The sequence below is a fragment of the Paludisphaera soli genome, assembly GCF_011064595.1.
In the GTDB taxonomy this organism is placed as follows: Bacteria; Planctomycetota; Planctomycetia; order Isosphaerales; family Isosphaeraceae; genus Paludisphaera; species Paludisphaera soli.
On sequence record NZ_JAALJI010000013.1, the window covers coordinates 64,835 to 82,423 of the forward strand.

The window sequence follows — 17,589 nt, forward strand, 5'->3', positions numbered from 1 at the left end:
CGAGGAGTGGGACGAGGCGACGGACGGTCGAGGCAACGGCAGTCGGATCGCTTACGGCTTAATGATAATCCATTTCCAGGACGAGTGCAGGCGAAAGTCGGTCGGAGTCCAAGAAGATGAGGCGTCAAGCATCGAGAAGGCCGTAGCGGGCGAGGGCCCGCGACAGCCTGGCGGTCTCGGCGGCGTCGAGCGGGCAGAGCGGCAGGCGGATCTCGCCGTTGCCGCGGCCGAGCAGCGCCAGGGCGGCCTTGAGCGGCACCGGGTTCGGCGCCAGGCCCAGCAGGTCGCGGCAGAGCGGGAAGAGCCGGGCGTGGCGTTCCCGGGCGGCTCGGGCGTCGCCGGCGTTGAAGTCGTCGACCAGGCCCCGGACGTCGCGCGGGACGAGGTTGGCGGCCACGGAAACGACCCCCTCGGCACCGACGGCCATCATGGGGAGCGTCAGGCTGTCGTCGCCCGAGAGGACCGTGAGATTGGTCCGGGCGAGGATGTCGCTGACCTGATCCAGCGAGCCGGCGGCCTCCTTGATCGCCACGATCGTGTCGATCGCGGCCAGCCGCTCGATCGTCTCGGGCTCCATGTTCCGACCGGTCCGGCCGGGGATGTTGTACAGGACGATCGGCAGTTCCACCGCCTCCGCCACGGCCGCGAAGTGCCGGTACATGCCCTCCTGGCTTGGGCGGTTGTAATACGGGGCGACCATCAAGGCCGCGTCGGCGCCGGCGCGGGCGGCGAACTTGGTCAGGCGGATCGCCTCGGCGGTGGAGTTCGATCCGGTGCCCGGCACGACCTTGGCCCGCCCCGCGGCGGTCTCGACCACGATCGCGATGACCCGCTCGTGCTCCAGGTGCGAGAGGGTGGGGGCTTCGCCGGTCGTGCCGACCGGGCTCAGGATGGGCGTGCCCTGCTGGATCTGCCACTCCACCCAGTCCCGCAGGGCCGTCTCGTCGACCTCGCCGTCCCGAAATGGGGTCGCCAGGGCCACCGTACAGCCGGCGAACATCCGTCCCTTAGTCGCCATTGAACAAGCACCCAACCTCGGAAGCCGTCGATTCAAACCCGAACACATGAAGAAAGACGACGGCTTATTGAAGGATCATGACACCATGAGTAAGTATGCACCGACGCATGCCAGCGATAAGCATCTTAGGGACGGACACCGCGTTAGGGAAGGGGGCTGGCCGCCTCTCTTAACGAAATGAAACAGTCGCCGCGGCCGGAGCCCGGGCCGGGCCGCCTAGCGGGCGGCTTCGATCCGGCCTCTCATCTCGCGCACGGCCTTCTCCAGGCCGACGAAGACGGCCCGGCAGACGATCGCGTGGCCGATGTTCAGCTCGGCCATCCCGGCTATCCCGGCGATCCCCATGACGTTGCGATAATTCAACCCGTGTCCCGCATGCAGCCCGATCCCGGCCGAGGCGATCCGCGCCGAGGCGGCCCGTAGGATCTCCAACTCGCGGTCCCTCTCCTGACCTTCGGGAGCGTCCGCGTACCGGCCGGTGTGAAGCTCGATGGCGTCGACGCCGATCTCGACGGAGGCGTCGATTTCCGACGGGTCCGGATCCAGGAAAGTGGCGACCCGGATGCCGGCTTCGCGGAGTCGCGCGACCGCCTCGCCCACCTTCTCGCGGCGGGGGGAGACGGCGAGGCCCCCCTCGGTCGTGACCTCCTCCCGGCGCTCGGGGACGAGCGTCACCTGGTCGGGGCGCACTTGCAGGGCGATCGTCAGCATGGTCGGCTCGACCGCGAGTTCCAGGTTCAGGCCGACCTGCACCGTCTCGCGGAGGATCCGGAGGTCGCGGTCCTGGATGTGCCGGCGGTCCTCGCGGAGGTGCACGGTGATCCCGTCGGCCCCCCCCAACTCGGCGGCCGCGGCGGCCCAGACCGGGTCGGGCTCGACGCCCCGGCGCGCCTGGCGCAGGGTGGCGACGTGGTCGATGTTCACGCCGAGTCGGGGCGGGGTCCAGGTGGTCGGGGTTGCGGGGGCGGTCATGGCTTGCGTTCCCAGTTCTGCGGGCGGGGGCTCATCGCGGCCCCGCCCCGGTCTTGCCGACGACCTTCAGCGGCGATTTCGCCAGGACGAAGGTGCGCTCACCCGCCAGGGTGAAGGCGATCCGCCCCTTGCGGTTCGGCCCCGCCCCCTCGATGGCGACCACCCGCCCCAAACCGTACTGCGGGTGCAGGACGGAGGCCCCCGGTCGGAAGGCGTCGAGATCCCCCGGGGGGGCCATCGGCCCTGCGGCGCCCCCGCCGCCGAGCTGCGCGGCGGTCGTCAGCCGGAAGCCCGACGGGCTCGGCGTGGGCGTCCGCGTGGGCTGCGACGGCGACGACGACGGCGGCCGACGAGGAGGCGACGCGGGCCGGCGGTCCCAGGAGCCCTGCGCCCATCGCGAGTCGCCGGCGGATACGCCCGAGCGATCGTCGTAGGACAGGAAGTCCTCGGGCAGCTCCATGAGGAACCGCGATTGCGCGGTGGCCTGCTGCTGGCCCCGGAAGGTGCGGATGCGGCATCGGCTGATGTACAACTCTTTGCGCGCCCGGGTGATCCCGACGAAGAAGAGCCGGCGTTCCTCCTCCAGCTCGTTGGGGTTCTCGAAGGCCCGGCTGTGCGGCAGGAGCCCTTCCTCCAGGCCGATGATGAAGACGACCGGGAACTCCAGCCCCTTTGCGGCGTGCAGGGTCATCAGGGTGACGGCGCCGGTCTGCTGGTCCCAGCGGTCGACCGGCGAGGCCAGGGTGATCTCGGCCAGGAAGTCCTGGATCGTCGCGCCGGGGTGCTCGTGGTCGAACTCGCGGGCGGCGGTGATCAGCTCTTCCAGGTTCGCCAGCCGGTCCTCCCCCTCGCCGCGCGACTCGTCCTTCAGGTGCTGGCGGTAGCCGGTCTTCTCCATCGTCTGGAGGATCACGGTCTCGGCCGGGTGGTCGCGCAGGCCGGCCAGCTCGTCGAATAGGGTCACGAAGTCGAGGAACGACCGGATCGCCTTCTCCTTGAGGCCGGGGACCTCGCGGGCGCGTCGGGCCGCTTCGAGCAGGGGGAGGCCGTGCTCGCGGGAGAAGGCGATCAGGTGGTCGAACGAGGTCTTCCCCAGCCCCCGGGGGGGGACGTTGACAACCCGGCTGAGCGCCAGGTCGTCCTTGGGGTTGTTGATGAGGTTGAGGAACGAGACGACGTCCTTCACCTCCTGACGCTCGTAGAACGACACCCCGCCGACGATCTGGTAGGGGATCCGGGCCGAGCGGAAGGCCTGCTCGAAGGTCCGGGTGAGGGCCGTGATCCGGCAGAAGACGGCCACGTCCGAGTAGTTGTAGGCCCCCTCTCGGACGAGGCTCGCGATCCGGCCGGCGACCCCTTCGGCCTCCTCGGTCTCGCGGGCGTAGACGGTGACCTGGACCGGCTCGCCGCTGGGGTTCTCGGTGATGAGGTCCTTCGGCTTGCGGTTGACGTTGTACTGGATCAGGTGGTCGGCCACCGCGAGGATCGTCTTGGTGCTGCGGTAGTTGTGCTCCAGCTTGACCACCTTGACGCCGTCGTAGTCCTTCTCGAATTCGAGGATGTTCGAGAGGTTCGCCCCGCGCCAGCCGTAGATGGACTGGTCGGGGTCGCCGGTGACGCAGAGGTTTGGGTGGTCGACCGACAGGGCCCGGACGATGGCGTACTGGGCCATGTTGGTATCCTGGTACTCGTCGACCAGGACGTAGCGGTAGCGGGCGTCGAGGTCGGCCCGGACGTCCCTGTGCTCCTTGAGGATCTTGACGACGTGGACGAGCAGGTCGTCGAAGTCGACGGCCGAGGCCGCGCGGAGCTTCTCCTCGTAGCCGGCGTAGACCTTGGCGACCAGGCGGTCGCGGTCGTCGCGGGCGCGGTGGGCGAGCGACTTGGGGGTGGCCAGGTCGTTCTTGGCCCGGCTGATGGCCCCTTCGATCTTCTCCGGGGTGATCGGCGGCTCGTCCACCCCCATCGCGTCGAGCACGTCGCGGACGGCCCGCAGGCGGTCGGCCTGGTCGTAGATGGTGAATGAAGAGTCCAGGCCGACGAGCGAGCCGTGGGCCCGCAACAGCCGGGCGCAGAAGCCATGGAACGTGCCCACCCAGACCTTGGCGCCGGGGATGAGGGCCTCGATACGCTCCCGCATCTCGCCGGCGGCCTTGTTGGTGAAGGTCAGGGCGAGGATGTTGTGTGGCGCCACGCCCTTGTGGAGCAGGTGGGCGACCCGCCGGGTGATAACCCGGGTCTTCCCGGAGCCCGCGCCCGCCAGGACGAGGAGGGGGCCGTTGACGTGGATCACGGCTTCGCGCTGAGGGGGCGTGAGGTCGGCGAGCAGGTCCATCGCGTTCCTTGCTTCGACGTGAGCATCCATCCGGGTCCGGGTGAGTCCGTACCTTTGGAAGTATAGCGGCGACGGCCCCCGCGGGCGATTCGATTTCGGGGCGGCCGGGGGCCGGCGGTCGTCGCAACCGGCGGCATCCTACCGGCCCGCGAGGGCCTCCGTTAAGCTGGGAGGGTCGACGCAGCGAGGCGGAGGAGGGGAAGGCGGATGGAGATCCTCGGGATCGGTACGGACATCGTCGAGTGCCCGCGCATCGGCGGCATGATCGAGCGGCACGGAGAGCTTTTCCTGCGTCGGATCTACACCGACCGCGAGATCCGCTCCTGCCAGGCCCGGCGGCGGTCGATCGAGCATTTCGCGGCCCTGTGGGCGGCCAAGGAGGCCGTTTTCAAGGCCCTGGGGACCGGCCCGGCCGAGGGGGTCGCCTGGACCGACGTGGAGATCCGAGGGGGCCCGCGGGGGCCCCATCGGGTCATGGTCGCAGGCGCCGCCAAGGACGCGGCGCGGCGGAAGAACGTGGGGGACGTGCTGGTCACGATGGCCCACTGCCGGACCTACGCCACCGCCTACGCGACGGCGGTGGCCCGGCCGGGCCCCGGACCTGCGCCCCCGGCGGAGAACCCGGGGGCGTAGGTCGGTCGGGGACGGGTCAGTCGTCGGCCTCGACGTCCGCGGTCACGGCGTCCTCGGTCGCGGCGTCCTCGGCTTCCGCCGCGGCGGCGGCCGTGGCCGATTCGGACTGGACGACCAGGGCGTTGATCTTCTCAAGGGTCTCGGCGCTCGGCTCCTTGGTCCCCTTGCACTTGGGGTACTTGGCGCAGCCCAGGAAGTAGCCCCGGCGGCCCTTGCGGGGGGTCATCGGGCCGCCGCAGTCGTCGCAGACCTCGTCGAGCTCCAGCGACTTGAAGTCGGGCCCCTTGGCGGCGGCCGGCGGCGGGGCCATCTTGGCGACCTCGTCCTTCAGCTCGTCCGGGACCGGCACCGCGTTGCGGCACTTGGGGTAGCCGGTGCAGCCCAGGAAGGCCCCCCGCTTGCCCTGGCGGACCGCGAACGGCTTGCCGCACTTCTCGCACTTGAGGTCGATCTTGAGGGTCGGCAGGGGCTTCCCCTCGGCGTCGACCGCCACGATGTTGCGGCACTTGGGGTAGCCGGTGCAGCCCAGGAAGGGGCCCCGACGGCCGTTCCGCAGGGCCATGGGGCTGCCGCACTTCTCGCACTTGTGCTCGGTCTCGGACAGCTTGGGGACGGGGTTCCCCTGCTCGTCGATGTCGAACGATTCCTTGCACTGGGGGTAGCCCGAGCAGGAGAGGAACTTCTCCCCCTTCTTGCTCTCGCGGATCATCAGCGGCTTGGAGCACTTGGGGCAGGCGTGGCCGCTCTCGACGGCCTCGGCCCGGGGGGCGCCGCCGATCGGCCGGGTGGCCTTGCAGTCCGGGTACTTGGAGCAGCCCAGGAACTCGCCCGTGCGGCCGAACTTCATGACCATCGGCGCGCCGCAGACGTGGCAGACCTCGTCGGTCATGATCTGGACGCGTTCCATCCCCGTCTCGGCGGCCTTCAGGGCCTCCTGGAATGGGTGGTAGAACTCGTCCAGGACCTTGACCATGTCCTCCTTGGCCGTGGCGATGTCGTCCAGCTCGTCTTCCATCCGGCCTGTGAACTTGAGGTCCAGGATCTTGGGGAAGTGCTTGACCAGGACGTCGGTCACGACCATCCCCAGCTCGGTCGCGGAAAACCGCCGGTCCTTGTGGTCGACGTACTTGCGGTCCTGGATCGTCTGGATGATCGGGGCGTAGGTGGACGGCCGGCCGATGTTCTCCTTCTCCAGGGCCTTGATCAGCGTGGCCTCGCTGTAGCGCGGGGGGGGCTGGGTGAAGTGCTGGGTGGCGTTCAGGCCCTGGAGGTCCAGGGGCTGGCCGACGACGATCGGCGGCAGCAAGGCGTCCTCTTGCTTGCCGGCGGCGGCCCAGACCTTGCGATGGCCGTCGAACCGCAGGATCTTCCCCTGGGCCTTGAAGAGGCCGGGCCCCGCCGTGATGCCGACGTCGGTCACGGTGAAGACGGCCGGCGTCATCTGGCTGGCGACGAACCGGTTGTAGATCAGCTGGTAGAGGCGGTGCTGGTCGTGATTGAGGCGGTCGCGGACCCGCTCCGGGCTGAGCGCCAGGTCGGTCGGGCGGACGGCCTCGTGGGCCTCCTGGGCGTTCTTGCCGGCGGCGTAACGGTTGGGCTTGGCCGGGAGGTAGCGGTCGCCGTAGCGGTCCTTGATCAGGTCGCGGACGCTGGTCAGGGCCTCGTCCGACACCCGCAGGCTGTCGGTACGCATGTAGGTGATGAGGCCGGTCGGGCCCGAGCCGTCGACGTCGATGCCCTCGTACAGCTCCTGGGCGAGCTTCATCGTCTTCTTGCCCGAGTACCGCAGGCGGATCGCGGCCTGCTGCTGGAGCGTGCTCGTCTTGAACGGCGGGTCGGCCCGGTCGAGCTTCTCGGCCTCCTCGACCTTCGAGACGACGTAGGGCTCGGAGGCCAGGGCGTCGCGGACCTTGTGGGCGTCGGCCTCGGTCGCGGCCTCGAACTTCTTGCCCTCGTACTCGGCCAGCGCGGCCTCGAACCGCTCGCCCTCCTCGGTCGAGCCGACGGGGGAGACGACGGCCGTGATCCGCCAGAACTCCTCCTGGACGAACGCCCGGATCTCCCGCTCGCGGTCGACGATCAGCCGTGTGGCGACCGACTGGACGCGCCCGGCGCTCAGGTTGCGGGCGACCTTCTTCCAGAGCAGGGGGCTGAGCTGGTAGCCCACGAACCGGTCGAGGAACCGCCGGGCCTGCTGGGCGTTCACCATGTCCATGTTGATCGGGCCGACCTTGGTGAAGGCGTCCCGCACGGCCCGCTCGGTGATCTCGTGGAAGGTGACGCGGCGGACGCGGTCGTCGGGCAGCTCCAGGGCGTGCTGGAGGTGCCAGGCGATGGCCTCCCCCTCGCGGTCGGGGTCGGTCGCCAGGTAGACGACGTCGGCGCGGGCGGCGTCCTTGCGGAGGTCGCCGATGGTGTCCTTCTTGGTCGGCACCACCTCGTACGAGGGGGCGTAGCCGTTGGCCACGTCCAGCCCGAGCTTCCGCTTCGGGAGGTCGCGGACGTGGCCCATGCTCGCCTTGACGATGTACTTGGAGCCCAGGAACTTGTTGATCGACTTGGCCTTCTTGGGGCTCTCGACGATGACCAGCGAGGGGCCGGTGCCGGGCTCGCCATAGCTCGCCGCCGCCGACTTGGCCTTGGAGCCCTTGGCCGCCGTCGCCTTGGGGGCCTTGGTGGCCTTCGCCTTCGCCGCGGCCTTGGGGGCCTTCGCCGCGTCCGCCTTGGGGGCCTTGGGCGCCTTCGCCTTGGCGGCCTTCTTCACACCCGCTTTCGAAGCCTTGGCGGCCCCGGGCGCGGCCGGCTCGGCCCCCTCGGCCGGGTCCGACCAGGGGGGCGAGGCGGCGGGCTCGGCCGCCTTCGCGTCCGGGGAGTCGCCGTCGTCGGGAGTGGGCTTGGGGGAGGACTTTGGCGGCACGTTGATATCCTATGATCTTTGCTTGGAACGAGATCCGTCGATCCGACCGGTTCCGCCGGATTCCCGCCCGGGGGTCCTTTGAGGTTGCTCCGGGCGGCAGACATGCTACGATGTGAGGTTCCTGGGCCGTCGATCACGACTCCGCATCCTTCACACTTAGCGGCATAGCTAGGGTAACGGGGTCTGTCAAGGGGGGGGGCGCCGAGGAGGCCCCTCCGAAGCCTCTCAGCCAAGCACCGAGGATCCCCATGCCTTTCGAGGTCTTCCGTCGCCACCAGCGCAAGATGCTGGCCATGCTCGCCATCCTGGCGATGTTCTCCTTCGTCCTCGCGGACAGCCTCCCCCGCCTGTTCGGGACGAACTACGCCGGCCCCGACGTCGAGGTGGCCAAGCTTTTCGGCAAGACGGTCCGCCGCAGCGACCTCAACGAGATGGCCCGCCAGCGCAACCGCGCCAACCTGTTCATGGCCGCCCTGAATCCCTATAGCCGCGACGGCTTCTTCGGCGGCCTCAAGGAACGCGACCTGATCGACGCCCTGATCCTGGAGAAGGAGGCGGATCGCCTGGGGATGCCCGCCGACCCGATCACCGGCCGCGAGTGGCTCAAGGCCCGCACCGGCGGCCGGCTGAACCGCGAGATGTTCGAGATGCTCTACAGCCGGTTCAGCAGCGAGATCAGCCAGGAAGACCTGCTCGCCGACCTCGCCAACCAGGTCCGGATCGCCAAGGTCCGGTCCCTCCTCGGACGCGCCCCGATCACCCCCTTCGACGTCTACCAGGCCTATCGCGGCCAGAACGAGCGGGTGGCCGACAAGATCGTCGAGATCCCCGTCGAGAACTTCGCCGGCCAGGTCGGCGAGCCCTCCGCGGCCGAGGTGCAGGCCCTGTACGACAAGTTCAAGGACGTCCTCCCCGACCCGGCCTCGCCGGACCCCGGCTTCAAGGTCCCCCGCCAGGTCCAGGTCGAGTTCGTCTCGATCGACGGCGGCTCCAAGGCCCGGAGCCTCCGCGATTCGCTGGCCGACGCCGAGCTGCGATCGTTCTACGAGAATCACAAGGCCGAGTTCAAGGTCCCCTCGGAACTTCCCGACGACCTGTTCGCCGACGCCGCCGACCTGACCCCGGCCGTCATCCAGCCGTTCGACGAGGTCCGCGACCTCCTCGCCAGCCGGCTCGCCGACGAGAAGGCCCAGGAGGCGATCAACGACGTCTTCAACCGCATCCGCGACGAGGAGTTGATCCCCTTCGCGGACAAGTACCTGACGATGCTCGACGACCAGGCCGCCTCGCCCGCCGCCAAGGTCCAGGCCCCGGAGCCCGTGGACCTCAAGGCCCTGGCCGAGAAGGACGGCCTGACCTACGAAATCACCCCCCTCCTCGCCCGCGACAAGGCCGCCCGCTACGGCCTGATCTCCAACGCCCAGGTCGGCACCACCCGCCTCAGCGGCGGACGCCGGTTCGTCGACGAGTTCTTCGACCCCAAGGTCGGCCTCTATGAGCCCGTCGAGCTGACCGACATCCTGGGGACCCGCTACCTCGCCCGCAAGGTCAAGGACGAGGCCCCCCGCACCCCGACGCTCGACGAGGTGAAGCCCGAGGTCGTCCGCGCCTGGAAGCTGGAGAAGGCCCGGCCCCTCGCCGAGAAGGCCGCCCAGGAGCTGGCCGCCAGGATCAAGTCCGAGAAGCAGGGCAAGATCGAGGAAGACCAGATCGAGGGCTACAACGTCCTGGCGGTCCCGCCGATCACCCGCATGCAGGTCGGCGGCCTCGGCGCCGGCCCGTTCGATTACGTCCCGCAGGCCGAGACCCCGATCCCCGAAATCGAGTACGCCGGCGACTCGTTCCGCGACGCCTACTTCGGCGTCAAGGCCGGCGAGACCGCCGTCGCCGCCGACGAGCCGAAGGCCCACTACTACGTCATCGCCCTCGACCGCCGCGAGCCGGTCGCCTTCACCCAGCTGTACGCCCCCAACGGCGAGGAGATGCGGTTCAACATGCTCGCCGGCGACGAGGCCTCCATCCGCCAGGACGAGGTCTGGATGAACCGACTCCGCCGCCAGGCCGGGCTCGCCGCCGACTGGACCCCCCCCGACGAGGCCGCCAGGGACGACGACTCCCGGAGCTGATCTGCGTCGAGCCCCGCTCGAAACCCCCGGCCCGGACGTCGGCCCCATCGCCCGACGTCCGGGCCTTCTTCGTGGACGTCCGGAGTTGGCTTCGTTTGCAGCGACCCCGAAACGAACCCATTTGACGTAAGGGATATCCTGGACTGATTTTAGGTTTGGAAATCCTGGCTCGGAATTGGCTTCGTTCGGCGCGCTTCGAGCCCTTCTTCACGTCCGAAGCGCCGGGACGCCTCGTGTCCCCTCGGTTTCCCCGCCGCCACGCATTGAGAAAGAGCCGGTGCGGACGCGCCCGCCGGCGCGGAACGCCCCAGGGTGACCTTGCGACCGAAATCGCGAATGGGGAGGTGCGTCGCGAATATTCGCGGAGTCGCCGTTGGAATCCTTTCGACCCGCTCGATCGGCGTGGATGTTCGGGTTTGCGCGACGGCGGCATCCTCGCCAACTTCGCGGTTGTGATAGATTCCTCAAAGGGCGCGGGCAGGCCTCTCGCGACGCCGCGCCGGTGGGGAGAAGCAACATGAGGGGGGACGGCCGTCGATGAGGATCGCCCTGCTGGGGTGGGACCTGGAGCGCGAGGCGATCGACGCGATCGGCCGGCTGGGGGCCGACGTCGTGGCCCTCACGCGCTGGTTCGCCGACGAGCCGGAGCGCGAGGCCCATGCGGGATGGCTCGAAGTCCGCTGCCCTCACGAGATCGGCGGCGGCCCGAACGAGGAGGCGACCGCGTTCGGCGTGGGGGCGGTGCGGGCGGCCAGCAACTCCGGCCTGGGATTCGGCTTTGACGTCGTCCACGCGCTGGACTGGAAGACCCGACCCGCGGCCGGTGAGCTTGCCGCGCGCGGCGAGCCTCGCGCCGTCGTGATCGCCTCGGAACGGGCCGCCGAGGAAGACGTGGAGGGCGATCCTGGGTTCGGCCCTCGCGTCGGTCCCGACGCCTGGATTTGCGACCATCCCTGGGGGGCCGAGCGGCTCCGCGCCTGGCTGCCGATCGAGGACGATTCGCCGATCCTCACCATCCCGACCCCCGCCGGCCTCACCTTCTGGACCGACCGGCACGGCCCGCGCGATGGGCCGGCCGAGGGCCCGTGCATCGTCCTGACCTTCCACGCCGGCGACCGCTTCTCGACCCGAGCCATCCTCGGGGGGGTGGCGCAGGCGCGCGAGAAGGCCCCGGGGCTGGTCGCGGCCGTGTTCGGGACCGATCCGCGCTGCCTGCGGCTGCGTCGCCGGTTGAAGGCCGAGGGCCTCCTCTCGGCGCGTTGGGGCGAGACGTGCGTGCCGTCGAGCGGCCGATGGAACGCCGCCGCGTCCCAGGCGGCGGTCGTCGGCGTCGCCTCGGACGACCTGGTGGACGACCCATTCGCTCACGCGGCCTGGCTGGTCGGCGCCCCCGTCGTCCGCGTCCAGGGGGGCGACCCCGAGGCCCTGGCCCGCGACCTGCTCGACGCCGTGTTCGACCGCGAGCGCCGCGAGGCGGACGTACGGGTGGGATCGGCCCTGGTCGCCCGGCGGCTCGACCCGGACGCCGTCGCCGCCCGCTGGCTGGAGGTCTATCGGCGAATCCTGGACCGCAGGCGGGGCGTCGGGGCGAAGGCGGATCGGGCCGAGTCGGGGCCCGCCGCGACCGGCCCGTCGGTCCCGTTCCCGGAGATGCGGTCGCGGCTCTCGTTGATCCCGGTGTCCAGCCGGGAGGCGCTGGCCTCGTGGACGCTCCGGCCCGACGACTGGCGAGGGGCGTTGGAGTGGCTGGGGCCCGAGTCGGTGCGGGCGGTCCTCACGATCCGGCTGTTCGACGTGACCGACGTCGCGTTCGACGGCCTGAACGCCCACAGCACGTCGGACGTGGACCTCGGCCCCGGCGAGAACCATCGGACGATCGCCCTACCTTTCGACGGCCGGTCCTTGGCCGCCTGCCTGGGCGTGCGTTCGCGCTGGGGGTATTTCCACCCGATCACCCATTCCCGGATCTGCCACCTGCCGCGCGAGGGGTCGGCGCCGGAGTCGCCGCCGCGTCGGCTCCGCGTGATGCCGCGTCGCCCGGGCGTCTGACCGTCCGCCCGTTCCCGTCTACCGCCCGAGCAACGGAAGAGTCGCCATGCCGTGTCTGGCCCTGGTCCTGGAACTCCACCACCCGCTCCCCGGCCCCGGCGAGGTCGCGGGCCCGGACTGGGCGGCGTCGGGGATCGCCGTCGACTGGCCGTTGCTGAGGGCGCTCGACGCCTTCGCCGAGCGGCCCGGCGAGGCGTCGATCACGCTGGCGGTGAGCCCGAGCTGGACCGCCCTGGCCGCCGACCCCCGGGCGCGCGCCCTCCAGCGGCGCGAGCTGGAGCGTAAGGTCCAGGCCGGCGAGGCCGATCGCGGACTCCTGCGATTCTTCGCCACGGCGGGCGACGGCGACCCCCTGAGGCTGCTCCGCCGCTGGAACGCCTCGGGGGCCATCGACGTGATCCCGACGACCGCCACCCACACCTGGCTCCCCAGCGTCGCGGCCGAGCCGATCCTCGCACGCGCCCAGGTCGGCCTGGCGGCGATGGACCATGCGCATCGCTTCGAAGTCCGGCCGAGCGGCGTATGGCTGCCGTTCCTGGGTTACGCGCCGGGCCTGGAGACGACGATGGCCGCCAACGGCCTGCGGTTCTTCGGAGTCGCCGCCGACGTCTTCCTGCGCGGCACGGTCCTGCCGCCGGCCCGCACCCTGGCTCCGATGGTCACGCCCGCCGGCGTGGCCGCCTTCGCCGTCCCCCCCCCGCCGGCGGCGGAGGCGGTGGACCTCGCCATGGGGTATGGACGCGATCGTCGATACGCCGACCCGAAGCAGGCCCCGATCGCCGCGGACGACCACGCGGAGCACTTCCTCGGGCGGTGGTCCGTTCGGGCGAGCGAAGCGCCCCCCGGGGGCGAAGTCCCGGACGAGCCCGTGTCGGTCGCCTCGTTCTCGGCCCACGAGCTGGCCCGCGCCTGGCCTTCGGGCGGGGCCGACGCCTGGCTGGGAAGCGTGCTGGACGGCCTGGCTTCGGGCGAGTCGGGGCGGGCCTCGTCGCTCGACCGATATCTCGCCCGCAATCCGATTGGGACGCTCGGGCGTCCCGGCGTGAGCGTCGGCGGGGTGCTCGCGGCCCGTCCCGGAGGATCCGACCTGTTCGACCGCTGTCGCGCCGCGTCCGACCTGCTGACGTTCGCGGTCGAGAAACGCCGTGCCCTGGACGAGAGCGAGCGCGAGGCCGTCGCCGAGATGGCCCGCCGGCTGCTCCGCGCCCAGCAGGTCGACTGGTCTTACCCGGTCGCCGGCGGGATCGACCCCGAAACCGGCCTGCGGCGAGCCTCGCATCACCTCGCCCGGTTCCACGAACTGGCCGGCTCGCTCATGGCCGGCCGCCTGGACCGGGGCCGGCTCGCCCGGATGCGCCGGGGCCCCTCGTTCCTGCCCGACCTCGACCTGGACGTACTCGCCGCCGGCTGACCGGCGGGACACATCAGCTCAGGACCATCAGCGCCAGCCCGGCCTGCAACGGCCAGGCGATCGCCAGCGCCAGCCCCACGCGATTCGGCCAGGGGCCCGAGGCGACCTCCCGCGCCGCCTCGGGATTGGCCGTCACCCATTTCATCCAGACCGTCAGCATGGCGATCGTCGAGGCCGCGGCGAGCCCAATCGCCAGCACGGCCGAGTCCAGATCCCCCGCGCCGCCCGTCCGCGACGAGCCCGCCGAGCGGATCGCCGCGCTCAGGAGCCAGGGGACTCCCAGCAGCCCCCAGAGCCGCTCGCCGATCCCCGATCGCTCGGTAGGTCCAGTGAATCGGCGCGCGAGATACAGGAAAGGCCCGGAAGCCGTCGCGGCCAGCCAGGCGAAGGCGAGGCTCGCCAGGATCAGGCCGGGCGCCGAGAATCCCTCGCGTCCGATGGGCCGGATGTGGATCGACGCCACCGCCGAGCCCATCACCAGCGCGACGACGTCGAGGACCGTGAGGCGTTCCACCGGATCTCTCCCCGGGATACCGTCAGTCGAGCACCGGTCGGGGCGTTCGCGGGCGGGGGCCCGAGAGGTGGACGAGTGCCGACTCGGCCGGCCGCGACGGCTGTCTACAACCCTACACGCTCGGCAGATGCCAGGCCCGACCCGGTGGCCGGCGACGCGTCGTCTTTGCGGTCTGCAGCCCGACCGCCTCCGGAACAGCCGTCTTTCCCCGAGGCGAATGCGAGGGCGGCCCAGCCCCCGAGGAACGCCCAGAACAAGGCCTCGACGGCGATCGCGATGCGGCCCATGTCCGCGCGGGCCGGCCGGACCGGCCCGACGGGTCCGAAGCCCCCCCCACCGGCGGTGGTCGCGGCGGCCACGGGCCCGACCGGGACGCTCTGAAATCCCCCGCCCCCGGCGGGGGTCGCGTTCGGGGCCGGGGCCTCGGCGTGGATCGCGTCGTAGAGGATGCGGGCGAGCTGCGGTGCGAGCAGGAACCTCCCGACCTTCACGTCGATGCCGGGACCGTACATCAGAGCCATGTATGACCATCCCAGGGCGGCGAAGCCGGTGCAGTACGTCCTCCGATCGTGCCTCCCGAACACGACACCCAGGAGGGAGCAGGTCAGCGTGAAGAAGCTGGTCGAGAGCATCGCTCCCGCCCAGGGCGGGGAGCCGACGCTGACCGCCGCCATCACGATCGAAGCGATCAGCACGAAGGCCATGACGGTGCGGATGGAAATGCGTTGCACATGACCTCCTGGCAAGGATCACGGGGCGGCCTCGGGCGACCTGGAGGGGGAGGGCACCCTCCGTCAAGTCCGCAAGGATTTGCGGCGGACGCGCCTTCCATCGTATAATAGCGGGTTGCACAATACAGGTTCGTGTCGCGGCAGAATCGGGTGAATCGGACGGTGCGCGCATCCGGGGTCGATCTTCCAAGAGCCTCCGGTCTTCCTTCGTCAGCCTCCCCGCAACCACGCACTACGGCCGCATCCGTTTCGTCCTCGCGGGGAGATCGTTTCATGGCTCTGCCCAAAGTCGTCATCGTGGGTCGGCCCAACGTCGGCAAATCGTCGCTTTTCAATTGGCTGGCCGGTCGCCGGATCGCGATCGTCGACGACGTCGCGGGCGTGACCCGCGACCGGGTCGGCACCCTCGTGCAGCTCGGCGAGGACGACGAGGACCCCCGATTCTTCGAGCTGATGGACACGGGGGGCGTCGGGATCGTCGACCGCGACGACCTGAGCCAGGACATCGAGCGCCAGATCGACACGGCCATGAACGAGGCCGACCTGATCCTGTTCGTCGTCGACATCCGCGAGGAGCTGATGCCGCTCGACGAGGAGGTCGGCCAGCGTCTGCGGTACCTGAAGACGCCGGTCATCCTGGTGATGAACAAGGCCGACGACCCGATGTTCGACGACCGCGGCGGCGAGTTCTACAAGCTGGGACGGGGCAAGCCGATCGCCGTCTCGACGCATCAGAACCGCAACAAGAAGCAGCTCCTCAAGCTGATCGAGAAGCTCCTCCCCTGGGAAGAGACCAAGCGGCCGGCCGAGGCCGCGATGAAGATCGCCGTGGTGGGGCGGCCGAACACCGGCAAGTCCACGTTCATCAACACGCTGGCCCAGGCCGAGCGGATGATCGTCTCGGAGCGCCCGGGGACGACGCGGGACTCGGTCGACGTCGCGTTCGAGCTGGACGGACTGCCGTTCACGGCGATCGACACGGCCGGCGTGAAGCGCAAGGCCAAGATCCGCGACGACCTGGACTTCTATTCGGTCCACCGCGCCGAGCGGTCGATCCGCCGGGCCGACGTGGTCTACCTGTTCCTCGACGCGACGCAGGGCATCAGCCGGCTGGACAAGCAGCTGGCCGACTACATCGCCAAGGAATACAAGCCCTGCATCTTCGTGATCAACAAGTGGGACCTGATGCTCGCCGACGACGAGGCCCAGGCCGAGGGCAAGGCGGGCATGACCCGGTTCGCGCAGGCCGTCCAGCACTCGTTCCGGAACATGAGCTACATGCCGATGGCGTTCATCACCGCCAAGACCGGGAAGAACGTGAAGTCGCTGCTGAACCTCTCCCAGGCGTTGTTCAAGCAGGCGAACCGGCGGATCAGCACCGGGACGCTCAACCGCGTGCTCCGCGAGGCCGTCGCCGCGCACCCGCCCTCGATGAAGGAGAACCGCTCGCCGCGGATCTACTACGCGACCCAGGTGGGCGAGGCTCCGCCGACCGTCGTCCTGTTCGTCAACAGTCCCCGGCTGTTCGACGCGACCTACCTCCGCTACCTGCTGAACATCTTCCGCGAGAAGCTGCCGTTCCGCGACGTGCCGATCAAGCTCTACATGCGCTCGCGCAAGCAGACCGAGCCCGGCGAGCGCAAGCCCCGCCCCGAGGACGCCATGGGCGAGGACTGGGTGGACGTGGATTATCACGCCCTGCCCGGCGAAGCTCCTCCGAACGAGGTGGAGGTGGAAGACGTCCGCTTCCTCAACCGGGAGGTCAACGAGCTGCTGTCCGACCTGGACGACTCGCCCGGTCGCTGAGGGCGCGGCGAGGGCCGCTGGGGCGTGGCGTCGCGCCGCGGGGGCCGTTACATTCGGTGGCATGAGGCCGGCGGGCGTGGGGAATTCCGCGCCCGCCACATCCCGCCACCTCGGTCGTCCCCCCAGGAGACCCCCGCCATGCACGACCATCGACGCGGATTCCTGCGCCGTTCCCTCCTCGCCGCGGCCGTCGCCCCGGCCGCTCTGGCCCCCACGGCGGCCCTGGCCATCCCGCCGATCCCGCACAAGCGGCCGAGCCGCCTGAAGCTGAGCATCGCCGCGTACTCGTATCGGCAGATGCTCACGGCCAAGCCCCCGACGATGGACATGTTCGGATTCGTCGACCTGGCCGCGCATCTCGGCTTCGACGCCGTCGAGCCGACCTCGTACTACTTCCCGGCCGACGCCGACGACGCCTACTTCGCCCGCTTCAAGCGGCACGCCTTCATGGAAGGCCTGGACGTCTCGGGCACCGCCATCGGCAACAACTTCTGCGTCCCCTCGGGCGAGAAGCGCGACGAGCAGCTCGCGCTCACGAGGAAGTGGATCGACCGCGCCGCGATGATCGGCGCCCCGGTGATCCGCGTCTTCGCCGGCAACGTCCCCAAGGACTCGACCGAGGAGGCCGCCTTCGGCTGGGTCGTCGCGTGCATGACCGAGGCGCTCGCCTACGCCGAGGCGAAGGGGATCGTGCTGGCGCTGGAGAACCACGGCGGCATCACCGCCCGGCCCGAGCAGCTCCTCAAGTTCGTCCACGCCATCGACCACCCGAACTTCGGCGTGAACCTGGACACCGCCAACTTCAAGGGCGAGGACCCCTACGCCGACATCGCCCAGCTGGCCCCCTACGCGGTCAACGTCCAGGTGAAGACCGAGATCCACCGGGCCGGCGGCAAGACCGAGGAGGCCGACTTCCGCAAGATCGTCGACATCCTCGTCGGGGCCCTCTATTCCGGCTACGTCGTGATCGAGTACGAGGCGAAGGAAGACCCGATCACCGCCATCCCGCGCTACGCGGCCCGGATGCGGAGCCTCATCGGCTGACGTCGACGACATGCCTCGAAGACGGGCCTCGCC

General features: G+C 70.2%; 12 protein-coding genes. 6 read left to right on the forward strand and 6 right to left on the reverse strand.

Annotated elements, in window-relative coordinates; genetic code table 11:
- Positions 1-124: 124 nt before the first annotated feature.
- From dapA to G6O68_RS17200, 3 genes are all read right to left on the reverse strand, one after another.
- On the reverse strand, positions 125-1,018 hold the full coding sequence (gene dapA / locus G6O68_RS17190; protein WP_240911366.1) for a 4-hydroxy-tetrahydrodipicolinate synthase: 894 nt from the start codon (positions 1,016-1,018) through the stop codon (positions 125-127).
- Between the two features lie 216 nt (positions 1,019-1,234).
- The gene (locus G6O68_RS17195; RefSeq protein WP_165249861.1) at positions 1,235-1,990 is read right to left on the reverse strand and encodes a pyridoxine 5'-phosphate synthase; all 756 of its coding nucleotides are present in this window, start codon (positions 1,988-1,990) and stop codon (positions 1,235-1,237) included.
- 31 nt (positions 1,991-2,021) lie between these two features.
- Positions 2,022-4,325 carry an ATP-dependent helicase gene (locus G6O68_RS17200; RefSeq protein WP_165249862.1) on the reverse strand — a complete coding sequence of 768 codons (2,304 nt, stop codon included), beginning with the start codon at positions 4,323-4,325 and terminating at the stop codon, positions 2,022-2,024.
- 207 nt (positions 4,326-4,532) lie between these two features.
- On the opposite strand from G6O68_RS17200, the gene acpS reads away from it, so the two are divergent.
- Positions 4,533-4,958: a holo-ACP synthase gene (gene acpS, locus G6O68_RS17205; protein WP_165249863.1), complete on the forward strand. Its 426-nt coding sequence runs from the start codon at positions 4,533-4,535 to the stop codon at positions 4,956-4,958.
- Between the two features lie 16 nt (positions 4,959-4,974).
- Here the strand turns inward: acpS and topA are convergent, their stop codons facing one another.
- Positions 4,975-7,875, reverse strand: a complete 2,901-nt coding sequence (gene topA, locus G6O68_RS17210; protein WP_240911367.1) for a type I DNA topoisomerase — start codon at positions 7,873-7,875, stop codon at positions 4,975-4,977.
- Positions 7,876-8,123: 248 nt separating this feature from the next.
- On the opposite strand from topA, the gene G6O68_RS17215 reads away from it, so the two are divergent.
- The 3 genes from G6O68_RS17215 to G6O68_RS17225 all read left to right on the forward strand — a co-directional run bounded on the left by G6O68_RS17215 (position 8,124) and on the right by G6O68_RS17225 (position 13,461).
- Positions 8,124-10,001 (forward strand): hypothetical protein, encoded by a 1,878-nt coding sequence (locus G6O68_RS17215; protein WP_165249864.1) that lies wholly within the window; start codon positions 8,124-8,126, stop codon positions 9,999-10,001.
- A gap of 537 nt (positions 10,002-10,538) precedes the next feature.
- Positions 10,539-12,050, forward strand: coding sequence for a DUF4912 domain-containing protein (locus tag G6O68_RS17220; protein ID WP_165249865.1), 1,512 nt, complete (start codon positions 10,539-10,541; stop codon positions 12,048-12,050).
- Between the two features lie 46 nt (positions 12,051-12,096).
- A complete protein-coding gene (locus tag G6O68_RS17225; protein ID WP_165249866.1) occupies positions 12,097-13,461 on the forward strand; it encodes a 1,4-alpha-glucan branching protein domain-containing protein in 1,365 nt (454 codons plus the stop codon).
- A 13-nt stretch (positions 13,462-13,474) separates the two neighbouring features.
- Here G6O68_RS17225 and G6O68_RS17230 read toward each other — a convergent pair whose 3' ends face one another.
- Both G6O68_RS17230 and G6O68_RS17235 read right to left on the reverse strand, forming a co-directional pair.
- Positions 13,475-13,975, reverse strand: coding sequence for a hypothetical protein (locus G6O68_RS17230; protein ID WP_165249867.1), 501 nt, complete (start codon positions 13,973-13,975; stop codon positions 13,475-13,477).
- A 104-nt stretch (positions 13,976-14,079) separates the two neighbouring features.
- Positions 14,080-14,706: a hypothetical protein gene (locus tag G6O68_RS17235; protein ID WP_165249868.1), complete on the reverse strand. Its 627-nt coding sequence runs from the start codon at positions 14,704-14,706 to the stop codon at positions 14,080-14,082.
- Positions 14,707-14,979: 273 nt separating this feature from the next.
- Between G6O68_RS17235 and der the strand changes: the two genes are divergently transcribed.
- Both der and G6O68_RS17245 read left to right on the forward strand, forming a co-directional pair.
- The gene (gene der / locus G6O68_RS17240) at positions 14,980-16,512 is read left to right on the forward strand and encodes a ribosome biogenesis GTPase Der (RefSeq protein WP_165249869.1); all 1,533 of its coding nucleotides are present in this window, start codon (positions 14,980-14,982) and stop codon (positions 16,510-16,512) included.
- Between the two features lie 138 nt (positions 16,513-16,650).
- The gene (locus G6O68_RS17245; protein WP_165249870.1) at positions 16,651-17,556 is read left to right on the forward strand and encodes a sugar phosphate isomerase/epimerase family protein; all 906 of its coding nucleotides are present in this window, start codon (positions 16,651-16,653) and stop codon (positions 17,554-17,556) included.
- The last annotated feature ends 33 nt before the right edge of the window (positions 17,557-17,589 follow it).